Below are 19,746 nucleotides of genomic sequence, written 5' to 3' on the forward strand. Positions count from 1 at the left end.
ACGAGCCGGGCAGATCCGGGGTGATCAGCCCAGGGTGCGGCCGACGGTGCCCTCGAGGGTGTTGAGCAGGCCCGCGAGGGACTCGGCGAGACGTTCCTGCTCGTCAGGGGTGAGGCCGGAGAGCAGGGCGCGGTCGTGGGCGACGAGCTCCTGGACCAGGCCGTCCACCAGCTTCCGGCCCGCGTCGGTGAGTGCGAGGTGGGCGACCCTGCGGTCACGGTCGTCCGGGCGGCGGCTGACCAGGCCGCGGTCCTCCAGCAGCCGCAACCGCTTGGTGACGGCGGCGCCGGAGGCGAAGCTCTCACGGGCGAGCTGGGTGGGGGTCAGTTCGCGGTCGACGCGGCGCAGGGCGCCGAGGATGTCGAACTCGGCGCGGGTGAGGCCGGCCCGGGTGAGCGGGTCGGGGGTCTGCTGGAGAAGCGCGGCGCAGCGGTTGATCCGGCCGAGGACGGCGATCGGGCCGGTGTCCAGGCCCGGGTAGGCGCGTTCCCACTGGCGCAGCACACCTGCGACGACGTCCTCCACGTGTGCTGCTCCCGGTTCTGCGGCCTGCGGTCCGTCCGATCCTAGACGGCCCCGCGCCGCTCCAGCAGGGCCGCCAGTTGGTGGTGCGCGTGCCGCTCGGTGTCGGCGGTCCGCTGGTGCGGGAGGGTGGGGCGGCGCCACTCGCCGGTGGCGGTGTCGGCGGCCTCGCGCAGTTCCAGCAGGGCGGCGGCGAGGCGGGAGCGGGCCGCGGCGGCCTCGGCGCCGGCGGTGGCCGTCCGGGCTTCGTCCGCGGCGGCCTCGGCTCCGGCCAGGGCACGGGTGAGCCGGGTGGCGGTGCGGCGGTTGGTCACGAGCAGGCAGGCGGCGAGGCCGGTCAGCGCGCCGACGCAGGTGTCCAGCCAGCGGTCGGTGACCAGGGCCCGGGCGGGCTGCAGACCGGGGAACTCGGTCATCAGCAGCGCCAGCGGGGTCACGAAGACGGTCGCCAGCCAGTAGCTGCGGGCGATCGTCGCCTCCGCGCCGAACTGGCACAGCAGCCCGGCCACGATCAGCGCGACCGGGCCGGAGTGCGCGATCGGCAGGACGGCGGTGAAGACCGCCAGGCCGAGCAGGTTGCCCAGGACCCGCTGCAGTGCGCGCTGCCAGGAGAGCGTGCTGTTGGCCTGGAACACCGAGGCCGCGGTGACCACCGCCCAGTACGGACGGCCGACGCCGAACGCCAGGGAGAGCCACCCGGCGGCGGCGCAGCCGACCGCGACCCGCAGGGCGATCGGCAGCAGCGTGGAGCCGGGCCGCAGCGCGTCGCGCAGCCGGGGCCGGGGGCCGGGGCGGTGGGCGCGCAGTTCGGCGTCCTCCGGCCCGGTGAGGTCGGGCAGCGGAAGTGGACGGCCCCGGCGCAGGTCGCGGGCCCACGCGGCGAACCGGTCGGCGGCGGCCCGGTCGGCGGGCGTGGCGAGCGCCGACTCCGCACGGACCAGCAGCCGCTCGGGCGCGTCGCCGAGGGCGCGCCGCCGGGCCGGGGAGGAGAGCGCGAGGCTCTGCCACGCCGCGGCGACCGCACCGATCAGGGCGGTACGGGCGGCGGGGTCCGGCGGGCCCTCTGGGCGCAGCAGCCGGGCGGCGGCCTCCAGGGCGCGGGCGGTGGCGATCCGTTCGGGGCCGTAGGGGCGCGGCAGCGCGGGGGCCAGGCAGACCAGCCAGGCCAGCGCGGCGCCGAGCACGGCGAGCGCCAGGTGCGGCGGCACTTCGGCGGGGCGCTGCGGGACGAAGGCGCAGGCTGCGCTGGTGAAGGTGATGATCAGGGCGCCGGGCGGGCCGATCCGGGCGGCGTCGCAGAGCAGCTTGTGCAGGGCGGCGAGCACGGCCGCCACGGCGACCAGGACGGCGGCGTCGCGGGTCAGCGCGGCGGCGGTGAGGGCGGCGCCGGTGCTGAGGACGGTGCCGAGCAGCACGCCGGCCAGGGTGCGGGCCCGGGCCCGATAGGGCAGGCCGTGGCCGTAGAGCGCGCCGAGGCCGCCGGCCGAGGTGTAGAGCGCGAGGTCCAGCCGGCCCAGGGCGAGCAGGGTGAGGTCGAGGGTGCCGAGGGTGACCACGGCGCTGAGCGCGGGTTTGTGCCAGGTGTCTGCGGGGGGACCGACCCGGAGTGCCTGGCGGAAGTGGGCGGCGGTGGGCATGGAAAAAGGTTAGCAGGTAATTTACCCGTGAAACATATACCGGCGGTCGGCTCCCTGGGCTCCTGGGCTCCTGGGCTCCCCGGGGAGCCTGTGGGACGCCGCCCGAAGAAATCTTCGAGGAGAGCGATGAGTTCCGCGGCGGACGCCGGTCTACCCCCATGACCGACTCGTACGAGCTAAGGAACCTCCCATGAGCACCGCAGTCTCCGCCGACGGCACCACCCTCGCCTGCACCGTCACCGGCTCCGGCCCGGCCCTCGTCCTGGTCGACGGGGCGACCACCCACCGCGCCTTCGACCCGGGCATCGCCGTCGCCGAGCAGCTCTCCGCCCACCACACCGTGTGGGCCTACGACCGGCGCGGCCGCGGCGGCAGCGGCGACACCGCCCCCTTCGCCGTGGAGCGCGAGATCGAGGACCTGGCCGCCGTCATCGCCGCGGCCGGCGGCTCGGCCGTGGTCTTCGGCATCTCCTCGGGCGCCGCGCTCGCCCTGCGGGCCGCCGCCGCGGGCGTCGACATCGCCCGGCTCGCCGTCTACGAGCCGCCGTTCAGCACCGAGGAGGAGCAGAGCGCCCGCTTCGTCGAGTACGCCGACGAGTTGGAGGCCGCGATCGCCGAGGGTCGGCGCGGGGACGCCGTCGCGGCCTTCATGACCTTCGTCGGGGTGCCAGCCGAGATGCTGGACGGGATGCGCTCCGCCCCGATGTGGCCGCTGTTGGAGGCGATCGCGCCGACCCTGGCGTACGACGCCGCGGCCCTGGGCGCGCGCACCGGCGCGAAGGTCCCGGTCGACGTCCTGGCCCGGATCGCCGTGCCCACCCTGGTGCTGGACGGCGGCGCCAGCCCGGAGTCGCTGCGGGCGCCGGCCCGGGCGGTGGCGGCGGCCGTGCCGGGCGCCGAGTACCGGACGCTGGCCGAGCAGACGCATGACGTGGCGGCCGACGTCCTGGTGCCGGAGCTGGTGAAGTTCTACGCCTGAGCACGGGGTGGAGCCGGAGCCCGTGCACACCCGTTCGCGTCCGCGTCCTAGTCTTCCGGTGGCTTGACGGGCCGAGGAACCCGGCGGCCCGAGGCACCTGACGGTCCGACGGAACGACGGCCCGAGGAGTTGGCGGCCCGAGGAAACCGGAGGAAGAGGAAGCATGGACGAGGACGTCAAGGGCGTCGCGGAGTTCGAGGACATCCCCACCACCACCCTGGCCGACATCCTGGGCCGTGACCGGGTCATGGACATCGGGCTGCGCCCGCTCTGGGCCGGGATGCCCCGGGTGGCGGGCCCGGCCTTCACCGTGCGGTGCCCGCCCGGCGACAACCTGATGCTGCACGCGGCGATCTACCGGGCCGAACCCGGCTCGGTGATCGTGGTGGAGTCCGGCGACCTGGACTACGCGCTGGCCGGCGGCAACGTCTGCGCCGTGGCGCAGCGCCGGGGTGTGGCGGCGTTCGTCGCCGACGGCCTGATCCGGGACCTCGGCGAGGTGCGGGAACTGGGCTTCCCGGTCGTCGCCCGCGGGGTGATCCCGATCCCCGGGGCGAAGGAGGCGCTGGGCGCGCACGGCACCGAAGTGCGCTGCGGCGGTGTGGCGGTGGCGCCCGGCGACGTCGTGGTGGCCGACGAGGAGGGCGTCGTGGTGGTGCCCGCCGCCGAGCGGGAGCGGGTGCTGGCGGCGGCCCGCGCGAAGCTGGCCAAGGAGGCCGCGGAGACCCTGGACGACTGGGAGGCCGCGCACCGGGCCCGGATCGAGCGGAGCCTCGCCGAGCTGGGCTTCCAGGACTGACCCGGCCCGCAGGGAGGTCGGCCCCGGGACCGCCCGCTCAACCCCGGGGCCGCCCGCTCGACCCGGGGCCGCCCGCTCAACCCCGCTCCCGCCCGCTGAGCACCGGGGCCGCCCGCTCGACCCGGGGCCGCCCGCTCAACCCCGGTACAGCCCGTTCAGCTCGCCGAAGCCGAGCGCCCCGTCGAGCTCCGTCAGCGTCCCGGCGCCGAGCAGTTCGGCGGCGGCGCGGCGGGCCGCGGTGTACGCGAGCTGGGCGAGGCCGGTGCCGAGGCTGACTCGCCGCACCCCCGCGGCGGCGAGTTCGGCGACGGTCGGCCCGCCCGGGGCGGCCATCGCGTTCACCGGCAGTGCCGAGCGCTTGCACAGTTCGGCGAGGGCGTCGAGGTCCAGCAGTCCGGGGACGAACAGGCCGTCGGCGCCCGCCTCGGCGTAGGCCTCGGCCCGCGCCAGCACGTCGTCGAGACCGCCCAGCCCGAACAGGAAGACGTCGGTGCGGGCGTTGACGACCAGCTCGGGCAGCCCGGCCGCGGCCGCCGCCGTCCGGGCCGCGCGCAGCCGCTCGGCCTGTTCGGCCACCGGGAACAGCGGGCCGCCGACGGCCGTCGAGTCCTCCAGGTTGACGCCGACCGCGCCCACCCCGACCAGGCCCGTCACGGTCGCGGCCACGTCGGCGGGCAGCGGCCCGTACCCGCCCTCGGCGTCGACGGTGACCGGCAGGTCCACCGCCGCCACGATCCGGCGGGCCGCCTCGATCGCGGCCGCCCGGTCGAGGCGCTGGCCGTCGCCGTGCCCGAGCGACCAGGAGACGCCGCCGCTGGTGGTGGCGACCGCCTCCGCGCCCGCCGAGGCGATCACGGCGGCGCTGCCCGCGTCCCAGGCGTTGGGCAGGACGAGCACGCCGCCCGCGAGCAGCTCGCGCAGCCGCAGTGCCCGCGCGCGGGTCTCGGTGGGGGTGGACATGGGTGTCACCGGCTTTCGTACGGATCGGTGGGGACGGAGGCATCCTGCGTCGGGATCCCCCGCCGGTACCAGTGATTAAGCTGAGGCTGAATCTTCCCCGGAGGGGTCCTGCATGCGAACCGAACTGCACTTCTCCGCAAGCGACTTGGCGCTGACCCGGTTCGCCGTCTCACCGATGCAGGAGGTGGTGACCAGCCTGCGCGCCGTCGCCTGCTCCCCCGTCTCCGCGCTGCACCGGCGCTGGGCCGGCCAGGTCCGCGAGCGGCTGGCCACCGCCGGACCGGCGATGGAACGGCTGGCCGCGCTGGTGCCGCCCACCGGCCACCTGCCGGACTTCCTGAATCCCGCCCCGGCCGGCTTCTCCCCCACGCTCACCGACGAGCTGGCCGCGATCACTGCCACCGGCGCCCGGCAGGTCCGCGCCGACCTCGACATCCTGGCCGCCGAGGCCGGCGGCCGACTGCCAGGCGCCCTGGCACCGCTGCACCGTGACCCGGCCGCGCACCTGCCCCGACTGGCCGCGGACATCGAGGCGTACTGGGCACTGGCCCTCGCCCCGTACTGGGCCCGGATCCGCGCCCTGCTCGCCGCCGACGTCTTCCACCGCTCCCGGCAGGCCGCCGAGCACGGCACCGCGCGGATGCTGGGCGAGCTGCACGACACCGTCCGCTGGGACGGCACCGCGCTGCTGCTGGAGCAGCGGCACTGCGCGGTGACCCGGCTGAACGCCGGGTCCGGGCTGCTGCTCCTGCCCTCGGTCTTCGCCTGGCCCCGAGTCCTCACCCGGGTGCTGCCACCCGACCCGCCGCAACTGATCTACCCGGCCCGCGGCACGGCCGCCCTGTGGGAGCGCCAGCCGGAGGCTGCGGGGCGGACGGAGGCGCTGGCCGGCGTCCTCGGCCGGTCCCGCGCCCGGCTGCTGTCCGAGCTGGACTCCCCGGGCTCGACGACCGAACTGGCCCACCGCACCGGGCTGTCCCCGGCCGGGGTCTCCCAGCACCTCACCGCCCTGCGCGCGGCGGGCCTGACCAGCGCGCACCGCGCGGGCCACGCCGTCCTCCACGCCCGTACGGCGGTGGGCGATTCCCTGTTCGGCCAGGACGGACAGGCATGCGCGCAGGACGCCCCTCACCCTTCCGACCGGCTCTCCGGCCGATGACCCGCCGGTACGAATGGCCCCGCACGGCACACCTCCGCACACCCCCTCCTCATATGATCGGAGCGACATGCGCCATGCTTGGTGACGCAGAACACTGAACGGAACTTGCGCCGGACGGCCTACCCGCCGGACGGCCGAGAAGGAGGAAGCACGTGGACGACGTTCTGCGGCGCGCCGCACTCTTCGCGGCACTCGACGACGAACAGGCCGGCGAGCTGCGCGCTTCCATGACCGAGGTCACCCTCGCCCGTGGTGAGTCGCTGTTCCACGAAGGCGACCCCGGCGACCGGCTGTACGTCGTCGCGGAGGGCAAGGTCAAGCTGCACCGCGCCTCGCCGGACGGCCGCGAGAACATGCTGGCCGTCCTCGGCCCCAGCGAGATGATCGGCGAGCTGTCGCTGTTCGACCCGGGCCCGCGCACCGCCACCGCCAGCGCGCTCACCGAGGTCAAGCTGCTCGGCCTGGGCCACGGCGACCTGCAGCCCTGGCTGCACGCCCGCCCCGAAGTCTCCATCGCACTGCTGCGGGCCATCGCCCGCCGACTGCGCCGGACCAACGACGTGATGTCCGACCTGGTCTTCTCCGACGTGCCGGGCCGCGTCGCCAAGGCCCTGCTGGACCTCTCCCGCCGCTTCGGCGTGCAGTCCGAGGAGGGCATCCACGTCGCCCACGACCTCACCCAGGAGGAGCTGGCCCAGCTGGTCGGCGCCTCCCGCGAGACGGTCAACAAGGCGCTCGCCGACTTCGCCGGCCGCGGATGGCTGAAGCTGGAGGCGCGCGCGGTGGTCCTGATGGACGTCGAGCGGCTGTCGCGGCGCTCGCGCTGAAGCCCGCTCGCCTCGGCGCCCGCTTTCGCGCCGGCGCCCCGAGCTCCCGCACCATGCCGAAGGGCCCGTCCGTACGGACGGGCCCTTCGGCATGCGCGCGGGTGCCTTCGGCATGCGGGCGGGGCCCCTCCGGCGTGGTGCGGGCCCCTCCGGCGTGCGGGCGGGGCCCCTTCGGCGTGCGGGCGGGTCAGTCGAGGCCCGGGATCAGCCCGTGGTCCTCCAGGTAGTCCAGCTGGGCCCGCACGGACAGCTCGGCGGCCGGCCAGAGCGACCGGTCCACGTCGGCGTAGACCCGCGCGACCACCTCGTGGGCCGTCCGGCAGCCCGCCTCGACCGCCGTCTCCACCTGGGCGAGCCGGTTGGCCCGGTGGGCCAGGTAGTAGTCGACGGCGCCGAGCGCATCCGCGAGCACCGGGCCGTGGCCGGGCAGCACGGTCCGCACGCCGTGCTTGGAGGCCATCGTGTGCAGTCTGCGCAGCGAGTCCAGATAGTCCCCCAGGCGGCCGTCGGGGTGCGCGACCATCGTGGTGCCGCGGCCGAGCACGGTGTCCCCGGTGAGGATCGCGCCGTCGTCCGGCAGGTGGAAGGTCAGCGAGTCCGAGGTGTGCCCGGGAGTGGACACCACCCGCAGGTCCAGGCCGCCGACGTCCAGGCGCTGGCCGCCCACCAGACCCTCGGAGCCCAGCCGGTGCGCCGGGTCCAGGGCCCGCACCTCGGTGCGGGTGAGCTCGGCGAAGCGGGCCGCACCCTCCGAGTGGTCGGGGTGGCCGTGGGTGAGCAGGGTCAGCGCGATCCGCTTGCCCCGCTCCTCCGCGAAGTCGATCACCCGGCGCAGGTGGCCTTCGTGCAGCGGTCCCGGGTCGACCACCACGGCGAGGTCCGAGCCGGGCTCGGAGAGCAGCCAGGTGTTGGTGCCGTCCAGCGTCATCGGCGACGGGTTCGGCGCCAGCACGCACAGCGCCCGAGGGGTGGCCTCGCCGCCGACGGCGGCGGCGGGGTCGCCCGGCAGGAGTCCGCTCACCGGCCGCGCTCGCCGTCACGGTGCAGGGCCCTCAGCGGCAGCGCCCGTACGAGGGCGCGCTGCGCCACCTCGACGAACGGGACCGGGCTGTCACAGGCCGGGGTGCGGGGGATCACGCGGCGGGCGGGCATCTCGGGTGCCGTCCGGCGAGCCACCTCGTTGTGGGTCATCGGGCGTCGGTCCTTTCTCTGCGGTGGTGGGACTTCCACGGGTCTCTGCGGTGGTGGGACTTCCGCGGGCCGGTCGCCCGTGGGTGGGTGAGTCGGTGGGGGTCGGTCGGCGGGCGGGCGACCGGTGAGCGGATCGGACGGGCGCGGTCAGGCGGTGAGTGGGTCAGCGAATGGGCCGGGGCCCGGTTCCTCCGGGAACTCCCCGTCGATGGTCAGCTCGTCGTACCCCGGCCAGCGCACCGTCATGCGGTCGCCGCGGACCTCCGCGCGGCCCAGGACCGGCGGCAGCGAACGGCCCGCGGCCACGGCCAGCGCCTCCGCGGCGGTCCTGACCTGCGACAGCTCGCGCAGCACCGTCACGGTCGGCGGCAGCATGCCGAACCGGCCCTCCTCGTACCCCAGGACCGCCGCGGCCGGGCTCAGCCAGGCGACCCGGTCGGCCTCGCCGACCTCCAGGGCGGCGAGCTGGCCGGACGGCAGGGCCGCCACGAAGAACCAGGTGTCGTACCGGCGCTCCTCGAACTCCGGGGTGATCCAGCGGGCCCAGCCGCCCAGCAGGTCACTGCGCAGCACCAGGCCGTGGTCGCGGAGGAACTCGGCGAAGGACAGCTCGTGGGCCTCCAGCGCGGCCCGCTCGGCGGACCAGTCGCGCGGCTCGGCGACGCTCCGCTCGTCCGGGCCGGCCAGCAGCACGCCGGCCTCCTCGAAGGTCTCGCGGACCGCCGCGCAGACCACGGCCCGGGCCGTCCGCTCTTCCACGCCGAGCCGGCGCGCCCACTCCTCGGGCGGCGGTCCGGCCCAGCCCGGCTCGACGTCGGCGTCCCGGGGGTCGACGCCGCCGCCCGGGTAGGCGTACATCCCGGCGGCGAAGGCCATCGAGGTGCGTCGGCGCAGCAGGTAGGCCTCCGGCCCGGCGGCGGTGTCGCGCAGCAGGACGACGGTCGCGGCGGGCCTGGGCGCCGGCGGGGTCAGCACGCCGGATTCGACCGCCCGGATCCGGGCGGGCCAGCCGGGCGGCATCGGGAGCGTCGTTGCTCGATGGTCCATGCCCGGATGCTAAGCGCACGGGGGCGCGGTTGGACAGGGCAGGTTTCCTAGCGCGCGGAGGCGGGGCCGGACAGGCCCGGCCCCGCCTCCGCGATCACGCTCAGGCGGACTTGACGCGCACCTGGAGCTCGACCTCGACCGGGGCGTCCAGCGGCAGCACCGCCACGCCGACGGCGCTGCGGGCGTGCACGCCGGCGGCGCCCAGCACCTTGCCGAGCAACTCGCTGGCCCCGTTGACGACGGCCGGCTGGCCGGTGAAGTCGGGGGCGGAGGCGACGAAGCCGACGACCTTGACGACCCGCTCGATCCGGTCCAGGTCGCCGATCACGGACTTCACGGCGGCCAGGGCGTTGAGCGCGCAGGTCTGCGCGAGCTCCTTGGCCTCCTCCGGGGACACCTCGGCGCCGACCTTGCCCGTGCTCGGCAGCTTGCCGCCGACCACCGGGAGCTGGCCGGAGGTGAACACGAACTCGCCGGACTGCAGGGCCGGCACGTACGCGGCGACCGGGGCGGCCACCGGCGGCAGGGTCAGGCCCAGCTCGGCGAGCTTCGTCTCGACGAGGCTCATGCGCTCTTCTCCCGCTTGAAGTAGGCCACCAGCTGCTCCGGGTTCGGGCCGGGCACGACCTGGACGAGCTCCCAGCCGTCCTCGCCGAAGTTGTCCAGGATCTGCTTGGTGGCGTGCACGAGCAGGGGCGCCGTCATGTATTCCCACTTGGTCATGGCCAGACTCTAGACGAGCCGCCGCGGCGATCCGCGCGGTCCGCGGACCGGCGTGTGAGGTGGGGCACAAAGAGGGCATGATCAGGCCTGGCAACCCCCGGTGCTCCGGGCATCCGGCGCGGTCCCTGGTTACTCTCGCGAGAGGGCACCCTGGTGAGGCGCACCCTCGACAGGAGGGGCGCCCGTAGGACGGAGACGGACGGAGGCGGAGCGTGGCACGCACCCCCGGCCAGGCGGACCGGCGCGACCCCGACTGGGAGGGCGTTCGACTGCACGTGGTCAGCGGCAAGGGCGGCACCGGGAAGACCACGCTCGCCGCGGCGCTGGCGCTGGCGCTCGCCGCCGACGGCGGACGGGTGCTGCTGATCGAGGTCGAGGGCCGGCAGGGCATCGCCGAACTCTTCGGGATCGCCGCCCTCCCGTACGAGGAGCGCCGGATCGCCTCGGTCTCCCGCGCCCAGTTGGGGCTGCCCGCCGGAGAGGCCGGCGCCGGCGAGGTCTTCGCGCTGGCGATCGACACCGAGCAGGCGCTGCTGGAGTACCTGGAGATGTTCTACAAGCTCGGCCGGGCCGGCAAGGCGCTGCAGAAGGTCGGCTTCGTCGACTTCGCCACCACCGTCGCGCCCGGCGTCCGGGACGTCCTGCTCACCGGCAAGGCCTGCGAGGCGACCCGGCGCAAGGACCCGGACGGGCGGCGCCGCTACGACGCGGTGGTGATGGACGCCCCGCCGACCGGACGGCTCACCAGGTTCCTGAACGTCAACGCCGAGGTGGCCGGGCTGGCCCGGATCGGCCCGATACACACCCAGGCACAGGCCGTGATGCGGGTGCTGAAGTCCCCGGAGACCGCGGTGCACCTGGTCACCCTGTTGGAGGAGATGCCGGTGCAGGAGACGGTGGACGGGATCGAGGAGCTGCGCCAGGCGAAGCTCCCGGTGGGCGGGGTGATCGTCAACATGGTCCGACCGCCGGTGCTGGACGCGGCGGCCGTGACCGCGGTGGACGGCAACCACCGCGAGGAGGTCGCCCTCGCCCTCGGGGAAGCCGGGCTCGGGGGCCGCTCGCGCAAGCCGGAGACGGTCCGGGCCGCGGTGGAGCCGCTGCTCGATCCGCTGCTTGAGCAGGCCAGGGAGCACGCCGAGCGGGTCGAGCTGGAGCGCGCGCAGCGCGCCGACCTGCAGCAGCTGCGGCTGCCGACGTACGAACTGCCGCTGCTGGGCGAGGGCGTGGACCTCGGCGGGCTGTACCGACTGGCGGGCGAACTGAAGCGGCAGGGGGCGGCATGACCACGGACGGCGTGAGGACTGGCGGGGCGGCCAGCGGCGGCGTACGGAGCACCGGCAGGGGACCGAGCAGCGGCGGCGTACGGAGCACCGGTAAGCGGCTCGCCGTGGACGAGCTGATCGACGACCCGAAGACCAGGATCGTCGTCTGCTGCGGCTCCGGCGGCGTCGGCAAGACGACCACCGCTGCGGCGATCGGCCTGCGGGCCGCCGAACGCGGCCGCAAGGTCGTGGTCCTGACGATCGATCCGGCCCGCCGGCTCGCCCAGTCCATGGGCCTGACCGAGCTCGACAACACCCCCCGGGTGGTCAAGGACGTCACCGGCGACGGGGAGCTCCAGGCCATGATGCTGGACATGAAGCGGACCTTCGACGAGGTCGTGCTGGCCCACGCCGAACCCGAACGGGCCAAGGCGATCATGGAGAACCCGTTCTACCAGTCCCTGTCGGCCGGCTTCGCGGGCACGCAGGAGTACATGGCGATGGAGAAGCTCGGGCAGCTGCGCGCCGCCGAGGAGTGGGACCTGATCGTCGTGGACACCCCGCCCTCCCGCTCCGCACTCGACTTCCTGGACGCTCCGAACCGACTCGGGTCCTTCCTGGACGGCCGGGTGATCCGGATCCTGACCGCCCCGGCCAAGGTCGGCGGCCGCAGCGCGATGCGCTTCCTGAACGCCGGGGTGGGCCTGCTCACCGGCACCCTCGGCAAGATCTTCGGCGCCCAGCTGCTCACCGACGTGCAGACCTTCGTCAGCGCGATGGACTCCATGTTCGGCGGCTTCCGCGAGCGGGCCGACCGCACGTACCAGCTGCTCAAGGCGCCCGGCACGGCGTTCCTGGTGGTGGCCGCGCCGGAGCGGGACGCGCTGCGCGAGGCGGCGTACTTCGTCGACCGGCTCGCCGCCGACCGGATGCCCCTGGCCGGGCTGGTGCTCAACCGGGTGCACGGCACGGGCGCCCCGCAGCTCACCGCGGAGCGGGCGCTGGCGGCGGCCGAGGCACTGGAGGAGAACGGCTCGGAGCACTCCTCGCCCGAGGCGGAGCTGCTCGCCGCCGGGCTGCTGCGGCTGCACGCCGAGCGGATGCAGATCATGGGGCGGGAGCGCCGCACCCGCGACCGCTTCGTCTCGGTCTACCCGGACGTGCCGATCGCGGAGGTCCCGGCGCTGCCGGGCGACGTGCACGACCTGGACGGGCTGCGGGCCATCGGGGACCGGCTCAGCGGGGCCGCGTAGGCAGCACCGGCCGCACCGGGCCGCAACGGACGGCGCGGAGGCGGCACAGGAGGCGGCGCAAGAGGCGTCGCTCGTGCGTCGCGGCATCAGGCAGGACGGTTCGGCACGGACGGGACGGGACGGCGTGGGGGCGCGCCCGCCCGGTGCCGGTCGACCCGGACGCCGGTGCGACCGGACTCAGCCCGCCTGGGCGTAGTCCGTCAGTATCACGCCGGTCGCGAGGGACTCCTCGTACTCGGTGCGGGCCGTCTCCAGCAGCCGCCGCCACGAGATGACCGTCGGGCGGCGGCGCAGCAGCGCCCGGCGCTCGCGCTCCGTCATCCCGCCCCAGACCCCGAACTCCACCCGGTTGTCCAGGGCGTCCGCGAGGCACTCCGTCCGGACCGGGCAGCCGCTGCACACCGCCTTCGCGCGGTTCTGCGCCGCCCCCTGGACGAACAGTTCGTCCGGATCACTCGTGCGGCAGGCGGCCTGCGCACTCCAGTCGTCAACCCAGCCCATCCCGGCGCCGTCCTCTCCCGTATTCGAGGCTCCCCCACGGCGGCAACGGCATGTTCACCGTTGCCAGTTGAGGACGTTACGGAAGAACGACAGCTTGCAACAGCCCCTTCGGGCTCAATCTCGAATGACCCAATCGGACTATGGGTATCGGTCAGCTCACTCGTTGGAGTGATCGCAGGTCGCACACCTTGCCACCGACGGAGTATGCACTCTCGCCACAGGCACCATCACGCAGCGCAACCATCCACACGGATACGACAGCCCCCCGCTCCCGCAAAACCCGGTCATCCACGGGCAATTCGGGCAACTCTCGCCACCCACTGGAGTGAATGGTGTTGACGCACCGAAGCTGTCGCAAGCTTGTGACAAGCCTAGGCGAACACCTGCCCCCATGTGCGGGATTCCGGGACGTAGGGTTCTCCTCATGGCACCGAAGCGCCCCCAGGCCCCCCAGCCCCCAGGCAACACCGGAGCTCCGCGCGGCAGGACCGGCGGATCACCGTTGGAGCACGTCGGCAACGGCGTGAAGTTCCTGGGCGTCAGCGTGCTCTCCGGAGTCCTGCTGGCAGGCCTCGCCCTGCCCGCGGTCGGCGCCATCGGGCTGACCGCCAAGGACACGGCGGAGAGCTTCGAGAACATCCCCGACGATTTCAAGACGCCGCCGCTCACCCAGGCCACCCAGATCTTCGACGCCAAGGGCGGCCTGATCGCCAAGGTCTACGAGCGCGACCGCACCGTCCTCACCGCCGACCAGATGTCGCCGTTCATGCGACAGGCCCAGGTGGACATCGAGGACGCCCGCTTCTACGAGCACGGTGCCGTCGACCTCAAGGGCGTCCTGCGCGCGATCAGCAAGAACGCCGAGAGCGGCACCGCCTCCCAGGGCGCCTCCACGCTGACCCAGCAGTACGTGAAGAACGTCAACGTCGAGAAGGCCGGCGACGACCAGGCGGCCGTCCTGGAGGCCCAGCGCAAGACCCTGGGCCGCAAGATCCAGGAGCTCAAGGTCGCGATCAAGCTGGAGGAGGACCTGAGCAAGGACCAGATCCTCACCAACTACCTCAACATCACCTTCTACGGCCACCAGGCCTACGGGGTCGAGGCGGCCTCCCAGCGCTACTTCAGCAAGAGCAACAAGGACCTGACCGTCGCCGAGGCCGCCACGCTGGCCGGCATGGTGCAGAACCCGTCGTCCTTCGACCCGGTGCGCTACCCCGAGAACACGGTCAAGCGCCGCAACGTCGTGATCGACAAGATGGTCGAGAACAAGCACATCACCGCGGACCAGGCCAAGGAGGCCAAGGCCGCCCCGCTGGGCCTGAAGTACAAGGACCCGCAGAACGGCTGCATCACCGCCCAGGCCGGCATGGGCTTCTTCTGCGACTACGTCCGCCACGTGGTCAAGCAGGACCCGGCCTTCGGCAAGAGCGCCGAGGAACGCAAGAAGCTCTGGGACACCGGCGGCCTGAACATCTACACCACGCTGGACCCGGACAAGCAGGCCGCGGCCCAGAACGCCGTCACCAAGAAGGTCAACGTGACCGACACGGTGTCGGCGGCCGCGACCATGATGGAACCCGGCACCGGCAAGATCCTGGCGATGGCCCAGACCCGCCCCTACGGCCTGGACCCGAACAAGAACCAGACCGTCGTCAACCTCAACGTGGACGCCGCGATGGGCGGCGGCAACGGCTTCCAGACCGGCTCGACCTTCAAGCCGATCCTGGCCGCCGCCGCACTCGAGTCGGGCATGTCGAACACCCAGGCGTTCCCGTCCGAGAACAAGATCGAGTACCCGCAGATGTCCACCTGCTCGGGCACCTGGAAGAACGTGCCGACGCCCAGCGAGGGCAAGGCCACGGTGAAGAACGAGTCGGCCGGCGAGGTCGGTCCGTACCAGCTCAAGCAGGCCATGGCGCTGTCGGTCAACACCTACTTCGTGCAGATGGAGCAGCAGGTCGGCCTCTGCGCGATGAAGCAGATGGCGAACAAGCTGGGCATCACCCAGTCCGCGAAGGGCGACCCCTTCAAGGAGGTGCCCTCGATGGTCCTGGGCACCATGGAGCTCTCCCCGCTGACCATGGCGAACGTCTACGCGACCTTCGCCGCACGCGGCAAGTACTGCACCCCCGTCGCGATCAACAAGATCTCCACGGTCGACGGCAAGGACATCCCCGTCCCGCAGTCCCAGTGCAGCCAGGCCTTCTCCGAGCAGACCGCAGACTCGCTCAACGCCGTCCTGCTGAACGTGACAGAGAAGGGCACCGCGGCCGCGCTCGGCCTCGACGACGGTCGCAAGATCGCCGGCAAGACCGGTACCACCGACGAGAAGAAGGCCGCCTGGTTCAGCGGCTACACCCCGTCGCTGGCCACCTCCGTCTGGCTCGGCGGCCCCGCCGGCGGCGTCAAGATGAAGAACATCAACATCGGCGGCAAGCACTTCGACGAGGTCTTCGGCGCCGACGGCCCCGGCCCGATCTGGCAGATGGCGATGAACCAGGCGCTCAAGGGCACGCCCCTGGAGCCGATCGAGACCGCCAACATCCCGGACCCGCAGCCGGCCACTCCCCCCGCCGGCGCCACCCCGCCGGCCGACCCGAACGCCCAGCCCCAGCCGCCGGCCGGCAACCCGCCGCCCCCGGCCGGCAACCCCGGCGGGAACAACAACGCCGGCGGAATGATCGGCGGCGGGTTCACCTTCCCGCCCGGCATCGTCGGCGGCCCCGGGAACGGCGGCAAGCACGGCGGCGGCAACGGCAACGGCTGACCCAGCCGCCCGGGCCCGGCCCGCGGAACAGAACGAAGGGGCGCCCTCCGGTTCGGAGGACGCCCCTTCGGCGTGGTGCGGGGGGTGCGGGGGCGCCGGGGGCGCCGGGGGTGCCGGGGGTGCCGGGCCGGCGGAGGTGCCTGGCCAGCGGAGGTGCCGGGTGCAGGGGGTGCTGCCGGGCCGACGGCGGCGGGAAGGCCGTCAGCGGGCCCTACCGGGCCGCTCCGGCCCGGCCGCAGCCGCCGTGGGTGTCCGCGGGTGTCCGCGGGCCACTCCCGGCTCAGGACAGGGCGGCCTTCACGGCGGCGGCAACCCGGCCGCCCTCGGCCAGTCCGTCCACCTGGGGCTTCACCAGCTTCATCACGGCGCCAATCGCCTGCGGGCCGCTCGCCCCGCTCTCGGCCACCGCGGCCGCCACGATCCCGGCCAGCTCCTCGTCGGAGAGCTGCTTGGGCAGGTACGTCGCGAGCAGCTCGCCCTCCGCCCGCTCCCGGGCCGCCTGGTCGGTACGACCCGCGGAGTCGAAGGCCTCGGCCGCCTCCCGGCGCTTCTTCGCCTCGCGGCCGATCACCTTCAGGACGTCGGTGTCGGACAGCTCACGCTTCTGCTTGCCCGCCACCTCCTCGCTGGTGACGGCGGAAAGCGTGAGCCGGATGGTGGACGCGCGCAGCTCGTCCCGGTCCCTGATGGCAGCCGTGAGGTCCTCCTGCAGCTGCTCCTTGAGCTTTGTCATTTCCTCTTCCTATCCTTCGGCTGTAGGCGGTCTCAACCAGGTTTCCACCGGGCATCCACTGCGGTCGGTCCAGGCGACCGAGTATGCCGTGCCGAGCCGGATCCCCCCTGGCAGCACCCCGGCCGCTCCTCCGCCCGCCCATCCGCCCGTCGACAGCACCCAACCAACCCCCACCCCTGCCCCGGCCACCCGCCCCCGCCGACACCGGACGTTCACCAGCTGATCGACCGTCTGAGAGCATGGACCGATGCGACCGCTGTACTCCGTTCCCCTCGGCTTCGCCGCCGCCGGCGCCGCCTGCCTCGCCTACTCCGCCGGGTACGAGGTCCGGGCCTTCCGCCTCCGCCGGGTCGAGGTCCCCGTCCTCCCCCGCGGCGCCCGGCCCCTCCGGATCCTGCAGGTCTCCGACATCCACATGGTGAGCGGCCAGGGCAAGAAACAGCGCTGGCTGAAGAGCCTGGCCGGCCTGCGCCCCGACCTCGTGGTCAACACCGGCGACAACCTCTCCGACCCCCTCGGCGTCCCCGCCACCCTCGACGCACTCGGGCCGCTCATGGAATTCCCCGGCGTCTACGTCTTCGGCTCCAACGACTACTACGGCCCGGCCCGCAAGAACCCCGCCCGCTACCTCCAGGCCATGCGCAGCGGCGCCCACGGCATGAACAACCCCGACGGCACCGCCCGCCGCGGCATCACCGGCGCCGTCCACAACCCGTGGGAGAAGCTCCGCGACGGCTTCGACGCAGCCGGCTGGCTCAACCTCACCAACAGCCGCGGCCGCCTCACCGTCAACGGCCTCGACGTCGAATTCACCGGCCTCGACGACCCCCACATCCGCCGCGACCGCTACAGCGAGGTGACCGGCGGCCCCTCCCCCGACGCCGACCTCTCCCTCGCCGTCGTCCACGCCCCCTACCTGCGCGTCCTCGACGCCTTCACCGCCGACCGCTACCCCCTCATCCTCGCCGGACACACCCACGGCGGACAGCTCTGCATCCCCTTCTACGGCGCACTCGTCACCAACTGCGACATCGACACCCGCCGGGTCAAGGGCCTCTCCACCCACACCGCCGGCGGCCACCGCTCCCACCTCCACGTCTCCGCCGGCTGCGGCACCAACCGCTACACCCCCGTCCGCTTCGCCTGCCCCCCCGAAGCCACCCTCCTCACCCTCACCCCGACCCCCCACTGACCCCCGCCGGACGCCCGCCCGAAACCGGATTTCGTGTCTCGGCGAGCGTCCGGTAGAGTTCTACTCGTTGCGACGGAGACAGAGCAACAAACCGCAGGACCGGGGTGTGGCGCAGCTTGGTAGCGCGCTTCGTTCGGGACGAAGAGGCCGTGGGTTCAAATCCCGCCACCCCGACCCAGTAAGACCAGCTCAGGGCCGGTCTCCCGCAAGGGAGGCCGGCCCTGACTGGCTCCGCTGAGGCTTCCTCAGCAGGGCGTCGAGAACGGCCACGGGCGAGCCGGGTGACATCCGCCGACGGGCTTCGAGTGACGCGAGCCACATCCGGGTCAACCCATCCATGAGGTCCCGACGCATCTCCGCCGTGATGTGGGAGTAGCGGGCCTGGACCGAACCGTCCTCGTGCCCCATCCGCTCGTCCTTGAGCTTCGGCGGCGTCCGCAGTTCGTCCATCATCGTCTTGTGCGAGTGCCGCAGCCCGTGCGGCGTGAGACCACGCGCGATCGGCAGCCAGCAGGCCTGAGCGCGGGCGGTGGCGCCCCGGCCACGGGCCGGGATACCGGGCCACGGGTCAGCCAGCACCGGCACCGGGCGGGCGTCCTCCGGAGCCTTCTTCGGGTACCAGCCGGTGGCCGCCGGGTGGAACAGCCACGTGGCGAACCCGTTCCTGCGCCAGTGCGCCGCCTTCTCCCCGGACGCCTGCCACCGGACGTAGCCGAGATCGGCCATGGCCTTCTCCACCCGCACCCGCGTGCCCTCGGCCACCGCCGCCGGGCGGTTCAGCACGTTGGACACGGTCCCGGTGGACACGCCGGCCGCCCGCGCGACATCGACCAGCTTGGCGCCGGGCCGGTGGGCCGCGCCGTTGGCGGCACCGTGCCCGCTGAAGAGGTACCGCAGGCCGTGGCACTCGCAGGGCGTCTGGCTCGCCCGCGCGAGCTGCCCGGCGAGCAGGACGGAGAGGAAGTCCGGCGTGTCGATCGTGCGGTAGGAGTCGTCCTTGGGCGGACACCGGTGCAGTTCCCCGGAGTCCAGCTCGTACAGCTGGTGCTCGACCCGAACCGCCGCCGACCGGACGAACTCGGTTTCCAGGCCCACGATTTCGCCCCACCGCATGCCGGTGTACCCCTTGAGCACGACGGCGACGAACTCATCCTCGCGGCCCGAGAGCAGCGCCGCCCGCTCGGCGATCAGCAGGACGCCGAGGGCGCCGGTCACGACCTTCTCAGGGCCACGGTTTCGCGAACGGCCGGCCCGCTTGCCCCGGCCGCGACGGCGGGTCGCCGGGTTGGAGTCCCGCAGCCCCTCGTCCACGGCGTCCGCGAGGATCAGGTGCAGGGTTCCGCGCCACGTCTTGATGCTGCTGGCCGCGTATCCGCGCTCGCGCTCCTTACGCTCCCAGGCGTCGATCTCGCCCTTGGTGATCTCGCCGATCAGAGCGTTCTCGAACTCGGGGAGGAGGTGCTCCTCGATGTGGCGGCGGTAGTTCTGCATGGTGGACGCGGCAAGGTCCTGGTCCTCGTACCAGCCGCTTGCGTACTCCCCGAACGTCATCTGCTCCGGCTCCGGAGCGGCTGGCGGCTGAGCGGCCTGCTTGGCCACCTCCTCCTCGGCGACCCCGGCGGCTTTCTCGGCCGCGCGCTTGGTCTTGAAGCGGACCGCATTCCCGTTGGCGTCGAGGACGGTCCCGTACTTGCCGGGCGCGATCTTGTACCGGGCGCGCCAGTAGTCGCCCCGGTTCTCGCCGTATCCCAATGTGCTCTCTCTGTGGCAGGGCCCCGCCCGGCGACGTCGCCAGGCGGGGCGTGCGGGTGTGGTCAGGCAGCGTCCTGCTGGTGGAGCGCCGCCCTGCGCGGCATCCGCGCCCGGAGCCGGACTGCGGGCCGGGTCGGCTGCGAGTCACGGTCAGACTTCTTCAGGACCGCGACGGCCGCGACCTGGGTCTGCGGCACGGTCATAGCGGCCGGCCGCACCTCGTACGTGCGGACGATCTCGGCGAACTGCTCGGCCGTGAAGCGGTAGGCGCGCCCGGGCTTGGTGAAGGGGATACGCCCCCGTCGAGCCTGCTCCTTCACCCACCACTCGGACATGCCGATCGCCTTGGCGACGTCGGCCGGACGGTAGAGCGGCGGAAGTGCGCCCTGGTCTTTGGGCATGCGGAACCTCCGAATGACCTTGGCGGGGCTCGGCCCCT

20 protein-coding genes and 1 tRNA gene are annotated in these 19,746 nt (G+C 73.5%); 9 read left to right on the top strand and 12 right to left on the bottom strand.

What is annotated here, in order from left to right; translation table 11 throughout:
- Positions 1-24: 24 nt before the first annotated feature.
- Both IF30_RS46885 and IF30_RS0121695 read right to left on the bottom strand, forming a co-directional pair.
- On the bottom strand, positions 25-525 hold the full coding sequence (locus IF30_RS46885) for a MarR family winged helix-turn-helix transcriptional regulator (RefSeq protein ID WP_030240960.1): 501 nt from the start codon (positions 523-525) through the stop codon (positions 25-27).
- Between the two features lie 41 nt (positions 526-566).
- Complete coding sequence (locus IF30_RS0121695) at positions 567-2,159, bottom strand: FUSC family protein (protein ID WP_030240962.1); 1,593 nt, start codon at positions 2,157-2,159, stop codon at positions 567-569.
- A 190-nt stretch (positions 2,160-2,349) separates the two neighbouring features.
- Between IF30_RS0121695 and IF30_RS0121700 the strand changes: the two genes are divergently transcribed.
- Positions 2,350-3,138, top strand: a complete 789-nt coding sequence (locus tag IF30_RS0121700) for an alpha/beta fold hydrolase (RefSeq protein WP_030240964.1) — start codon at positions 2,350-2,352, stop codon at positions 3,136-3,138.
- Between the two features lie 163 nt (positions 3,139-3,301).
- Complete coding sequence (locus tag IF30_RS0121705) at positions 3,302-3,937, top strand: RraA family protein (protein WP_030240966.1); 636 nt, start codon at positions 3,302-3,304, stop codon at positions 3,935-3,937.
- Between the two features lie 135 nt (positions 3,938-4,072).
- On the opposite strand, the gene IF30_RS0121710 is transcribed toward IF30_RS0121705, so the two are convergent.
- Complete coding sequence (locus tag IF30_RS0121710) at positions 4,073-4,897, bottom strand: isocitrate lyase/PEP mutase family protein (protein ID WP_030240968.1); 825 nt, start codon at positions 4,895-4,897, stop codon at positions 4,073-4,075.
- 112 nt (positions 4,898-5,009) lie between these two features.
- On the opposite strand from IF30_RS0121710, the gene IF30_RS0121715 reads away from it, so the two are divergent.
- Together IF30_RS0121715 and IF30_RS0121720 are read left to right on the top strand one after the other, a co-directional pair.
- Positions 5,010-6,056, top strand: coding sequence for a winged helix-turn-helix domain-containing protein (locus tag IF30_RS0121715; RefSeq protein WP_063752729.1), 1,047 nt, complete (start codon positions 5,010-5,012; stop codon positions 6,054-6,056).
- A gap of 152 nt (positions 6,057-6,208) precedes the next feature.
- Positions 6,209-6,883, top strand: a complete 675-nt coding sequence (locus tag IF30_RS0121720; RefSeq protein ID WP_030240972.1) for a Crp/Fnr family transcriptional regulator — start codon at positions 6,209-6,211, stop codon at positions 6,881-6,883.
- A 187-nt stretch (positions 6,884-7,070) separates the two neighbouring features.
- Here the strand turns inward: IF30_RS0121720 and IF30_RS0121725 are convergent, their stop codons facing one another.
- From IF30_RS0121725 to IF30_RS48015, 5 genes are all read right to left on the bottom strand, one after another.
- On the bottom strand, positions 7,071-7,904 hold the full coding sequence (locus IF30_RS0121725; protein ID WP_030240974.1) for an MBL fold metallo-hydrolase: 834 nt from the start codon (positions 7,902-7,904) through the stop codon (positions 7,071-7,073).
- Positions 7,901-8,074 carry a hypothetical protein gene (locus IF30_RS48010; protein ID WP_158835329.1) on the bottom strand — a complete coding sequence of 58 codons (174 nt, stop codon included), beginning with the start codon at positions 8,072-8,074 and terminating at the stop codon, positions 7,901-7,903. The genes IF30_RS0121725 and IF30_RS48010 overlap by 4 nt, the downstream gene beginning before the upstream one ends.
- Positions 8,075-8,221: 147 nt before the next feature.
- Complete coding sequence (locus IF30_RS0121735; protein ID WP_199807905.1) at positions 8,222-9,121, bottom strand: NUDIX hydrolase; 900 nt, start codon at positions 9,119-9,121, stop codon at positions 8,222-8,224.
- Between the two features lie 100 nt (positions 9,122-9,221).
- The gene (locus IF30_RS0121740) at positions 9,222-9,689 is read right to left on the bottom strand and encodes a RidA family protein (RefSeq protein ID WP_030240978.1); all 468 of its coding nucleotides are present in this window, start codon (positions 9,687-9,689) and stop codon (positions 9,222-9,224) included.
- Positions 9,686-9,844: a DUF4177 domain-containing protein gene (locus IF30_RS48015; RefSeq protein WP_158835332.1), complete on the bottom strand. Its 159-nt coding sequence runs from the start codon at positions 9,842-9,844 to the stop codon at positions 9,686-9,688. The genes IF30_RS0121740 and IF30_RS48015 overlap by 4 nt, the downstream gene beginning before the upstream one ends.
- A 212-nt stretch (positions 9,845-10,056) precedes the next feature.
- On the opposite strand from IF30_RS48015, the gene IF30_RS0121750 reads away from it, so the two are divergent.
- Together IF30_RS0121750 and IF30_RS0121755 are read left to right on the top strand one after the other, a co-directional pair.
- On the top strand, positions 10,057-11,130 hold the full coding sequence (locus IF30_RS0121750; protein WP_051710772.1) for an ArsA-related P-loop ATPase: 1,074 nt from the start codon (positions 10,057-10,059) through the stop codon (positions 11,128-11,130).
- Positions 11,127-12,362 carry an ArsA family ATPase gene (locus tag IF30_RS0121755; RefSeq protein ID WP_030240983.1) on the top strand — a complete coding sequence of 412 codons (1,236 nt, stop codon included), beginning with the start codon at positions 11,127-11,129 and terminating at the stop codon, positions 12,360-12,362. The genes IF30_RS0121750 and IF30_RS0121755 overlap by 4 nt, the downstream gene beginning before the upstream one ends.
- A gap of 177 nt (positions 12,363-12,539) precedes the next feature.
- Here the strand turns inward: IF30_RS0121755 and IF30_RS0121760 are convergent, their stop codons facing one another.
- Entirely contained in the window at positions 12,540-12,863 is a 324-nt protein-coding gene (locus IF30_RS0121760; RefSeq protein WP_030240986.1) for a WhiB family transcriptional regulator, read from the bottom strand.
- A 424-nt stretch (positions 12,864-13,287) separates the two neighbouring features.
- Between IF30_RS0121760 and IF30_RS0121765 the strand changes: the two genes are divergently transcribed.
- Positions 13,288-15,630 (top strand): transglycosylase domain-containing protein, encoded by a 2,343-nt coding sequence (locus IF30_RS0121765; RefSeq protein WP_078891571.1) that lies wholly within the window; start codon positions 13,288-13,290, stop codon positions 15,628-15,630.
- A gap of 280 nt (positions 15,631-15,910) precedes the next feature.
- Here the strand turns inward: IF30_RS0121765 and IF30_RS0121770 are convergent, their stop codons facing one another.
- Positions 15,911-16,363, bottom strand: coding sequence for a GatB/YqeY domain-containing protein (locus IF30_RS0121770; RefSeq protein ID WP_030240991.1), 453 nt, complete (start codon positions 16,361-16,363; stop codon positions 15,911-15,913).
- Between the two features lie 247 nt (positions 16,364-16,610).
- On the opposite strand from IF30_RS0121770, the gene IF30_RS0121775 reads away from it, so the two are divergent.
- A complete protein-coding gene (locus tag IF30_RS0121775; protein WP_030240993.1) occupies positions 16,611-17,555 on the top strand; it encodes a metallophosphoesterase in 945 nt (314 codons plus the stop codon).
- 100 nt (positions 17,556-17,655) lie between these two features.
- A tRNA-Pro gene (locus IF30_RS0121780) sits at positions 17,656-17,729 on the top strand.
- A 15-nt stretch (positions 17,730-17,744) separates the two neighbouring features.
- Here the strand turns inward: IF30_RS0121780 and IF30_RS0121785 are convergent.
- Positions 17,745-19,307, bottom strand: a complete 1,563-nt coding sequence (locus tag IF30_RS0121785; protein WP_051710774.1) for a tyrosine-type recombinase/integrase — start codon at positions 19,305-19,307, stop codon at positions 17,745-17,747.
- A gap of 62 nt (positions 19,308-19,369) precedes the next feature.
- Positions 19,370-19,708, bottom strand: coding sequence for a helix-turn-helix domain-containing protein (locus IF30_RS0121790; protein WP_030240999.1), 339 nt, complete (start codon positions 19,706-19,708; stop codon positions 19,370-19,372).
- Positions 19,709-19,746 lie beyond the last annotated feature (38 nt).

It is taken from the genome of Streptomyces sp. NRRL S-350 (genome assembly GCF_000719705.1).
GTDB lineage: Bacteria > Actinomycetota > Actinomycetes > Streptomycetales > Streptomycetaceae > Kitasatospora.

What these genes read in the sequence shown, in the direction of transcription:
- IF30_RS0121740 (WP_030240978.1), bottom strand. Translation starts at nt 9,689, where the DNA reads ATGAGCCTCGTCGAGACGAAGCTCGCCGAGCTGGGCCTGACCCTGCCG.
- IF30_RS0121695 (WP_030240962.1), bottom strand. Translation starts at nt 2,159, where the DNA reads ATGCCCACCGCCGCCCACTTCCGCCAGGCACTCCGGGTCGGTCCCCCC.
- IF30_RS0121790 (WP_030240999.1), bottom strand. Translation starts at nt 19,708, where the DNA reads ATGCCCAAAGACCAGGGCGCACTTCCGCCGCTCTACCGTCCGGCCGAC.
- IF30_RS0121710 (WP_030240968.1), bottom strand. Translation starts at nt 4,897, where the DNA reads ATGTCCACCCCCACCGAGACCCGCGCGCGGGCACTGCGGCTGCGCGAG.
- IF30_RS0121770 (WP_030240991.1), bottom strand. Translation starts at nt 16,363, where the DNA reads ATGACAAAGCTCAAGGAGCAGCTGCAGGAGGACCTCACGGCTGCCATC.
- IF30_RS0121765 (WP_078891571.1), top strand. Translation starts at nt 13,288, where the DNA reads ATGGCACCGAAGCGCCCCCAGGCCCCCCAGCCCCCAGGCAACACCGGA.
- IF30_RS48010 (WP_158835329.1), bottom strand. Translation starts at nt 8,074, where the DNA reads ATGACCCACAACGAGGTGGCTCGCCGGACGGCACCCGAGATGCCCGCC.
- IF30_RS0121700 (WP_030240964.1), top strand. Translation starts at nt 2,350, where the DNA reads ATGAGCACCGCAGTCTCCGCCGACGGCACCACCCTCGCCTGCACCGTC.
- IF30_RS0121705 (WP_030240966.1), top strand. Translation starts at nt 3,302, where the DNA reads ATGGACGAGGACGTCAAGGGCGTCGCGGAGTTCGAGGACATCCCCACC.
- IF30_RS0121755 (WP_030240983.1), top strand. Translation starts at nt 11,127, where the DNA reads ATGACCACGGACGGCGTGAGGACTGGCGGGGCGGCCAGCGGCGGCGTA.
- IF30_RS0121715 (WP_063752729.1), top strand. Translation starts at nt 5,010, where the DNA reads ATGCGAACCGAACTGCACTTCTCCGCAAGCGACTTGGCGCTGACCCGG.
- IF30_RS0121760 (WP_030240986.1), bottom strand. Translation starts at nt 12,863, where the DNA reads ATGGGCTGGGTTGACGACTGGAGTGCGCAGGCCGCCTGCCGCACGAGT.
- IF30_RS0121775 (WP_030240993.1), top strand. Translation starts at nt 16,611, where the DNA reads ATGCGACCGCTGTACTCCGTTCCCCTCGGCTTCGCCGCCGCCGGCGCC.
- IF30_RS0121735 (WP_199807905.1), bottom strand. Translation starts at nt 9,121, where the DNA reads ATGGACCATCGAGCAACGACGCTCCCGATGCCGCCCGGCTGGCCCGCC.
- IF30_RS48015 (WP_158835332.1), bottom strand. Translation starts at nt 9,844, where the DNA reads ATGACCAAGTGGGAATACATGACGGCGCCCCTGCTCGTGCACGCCACC.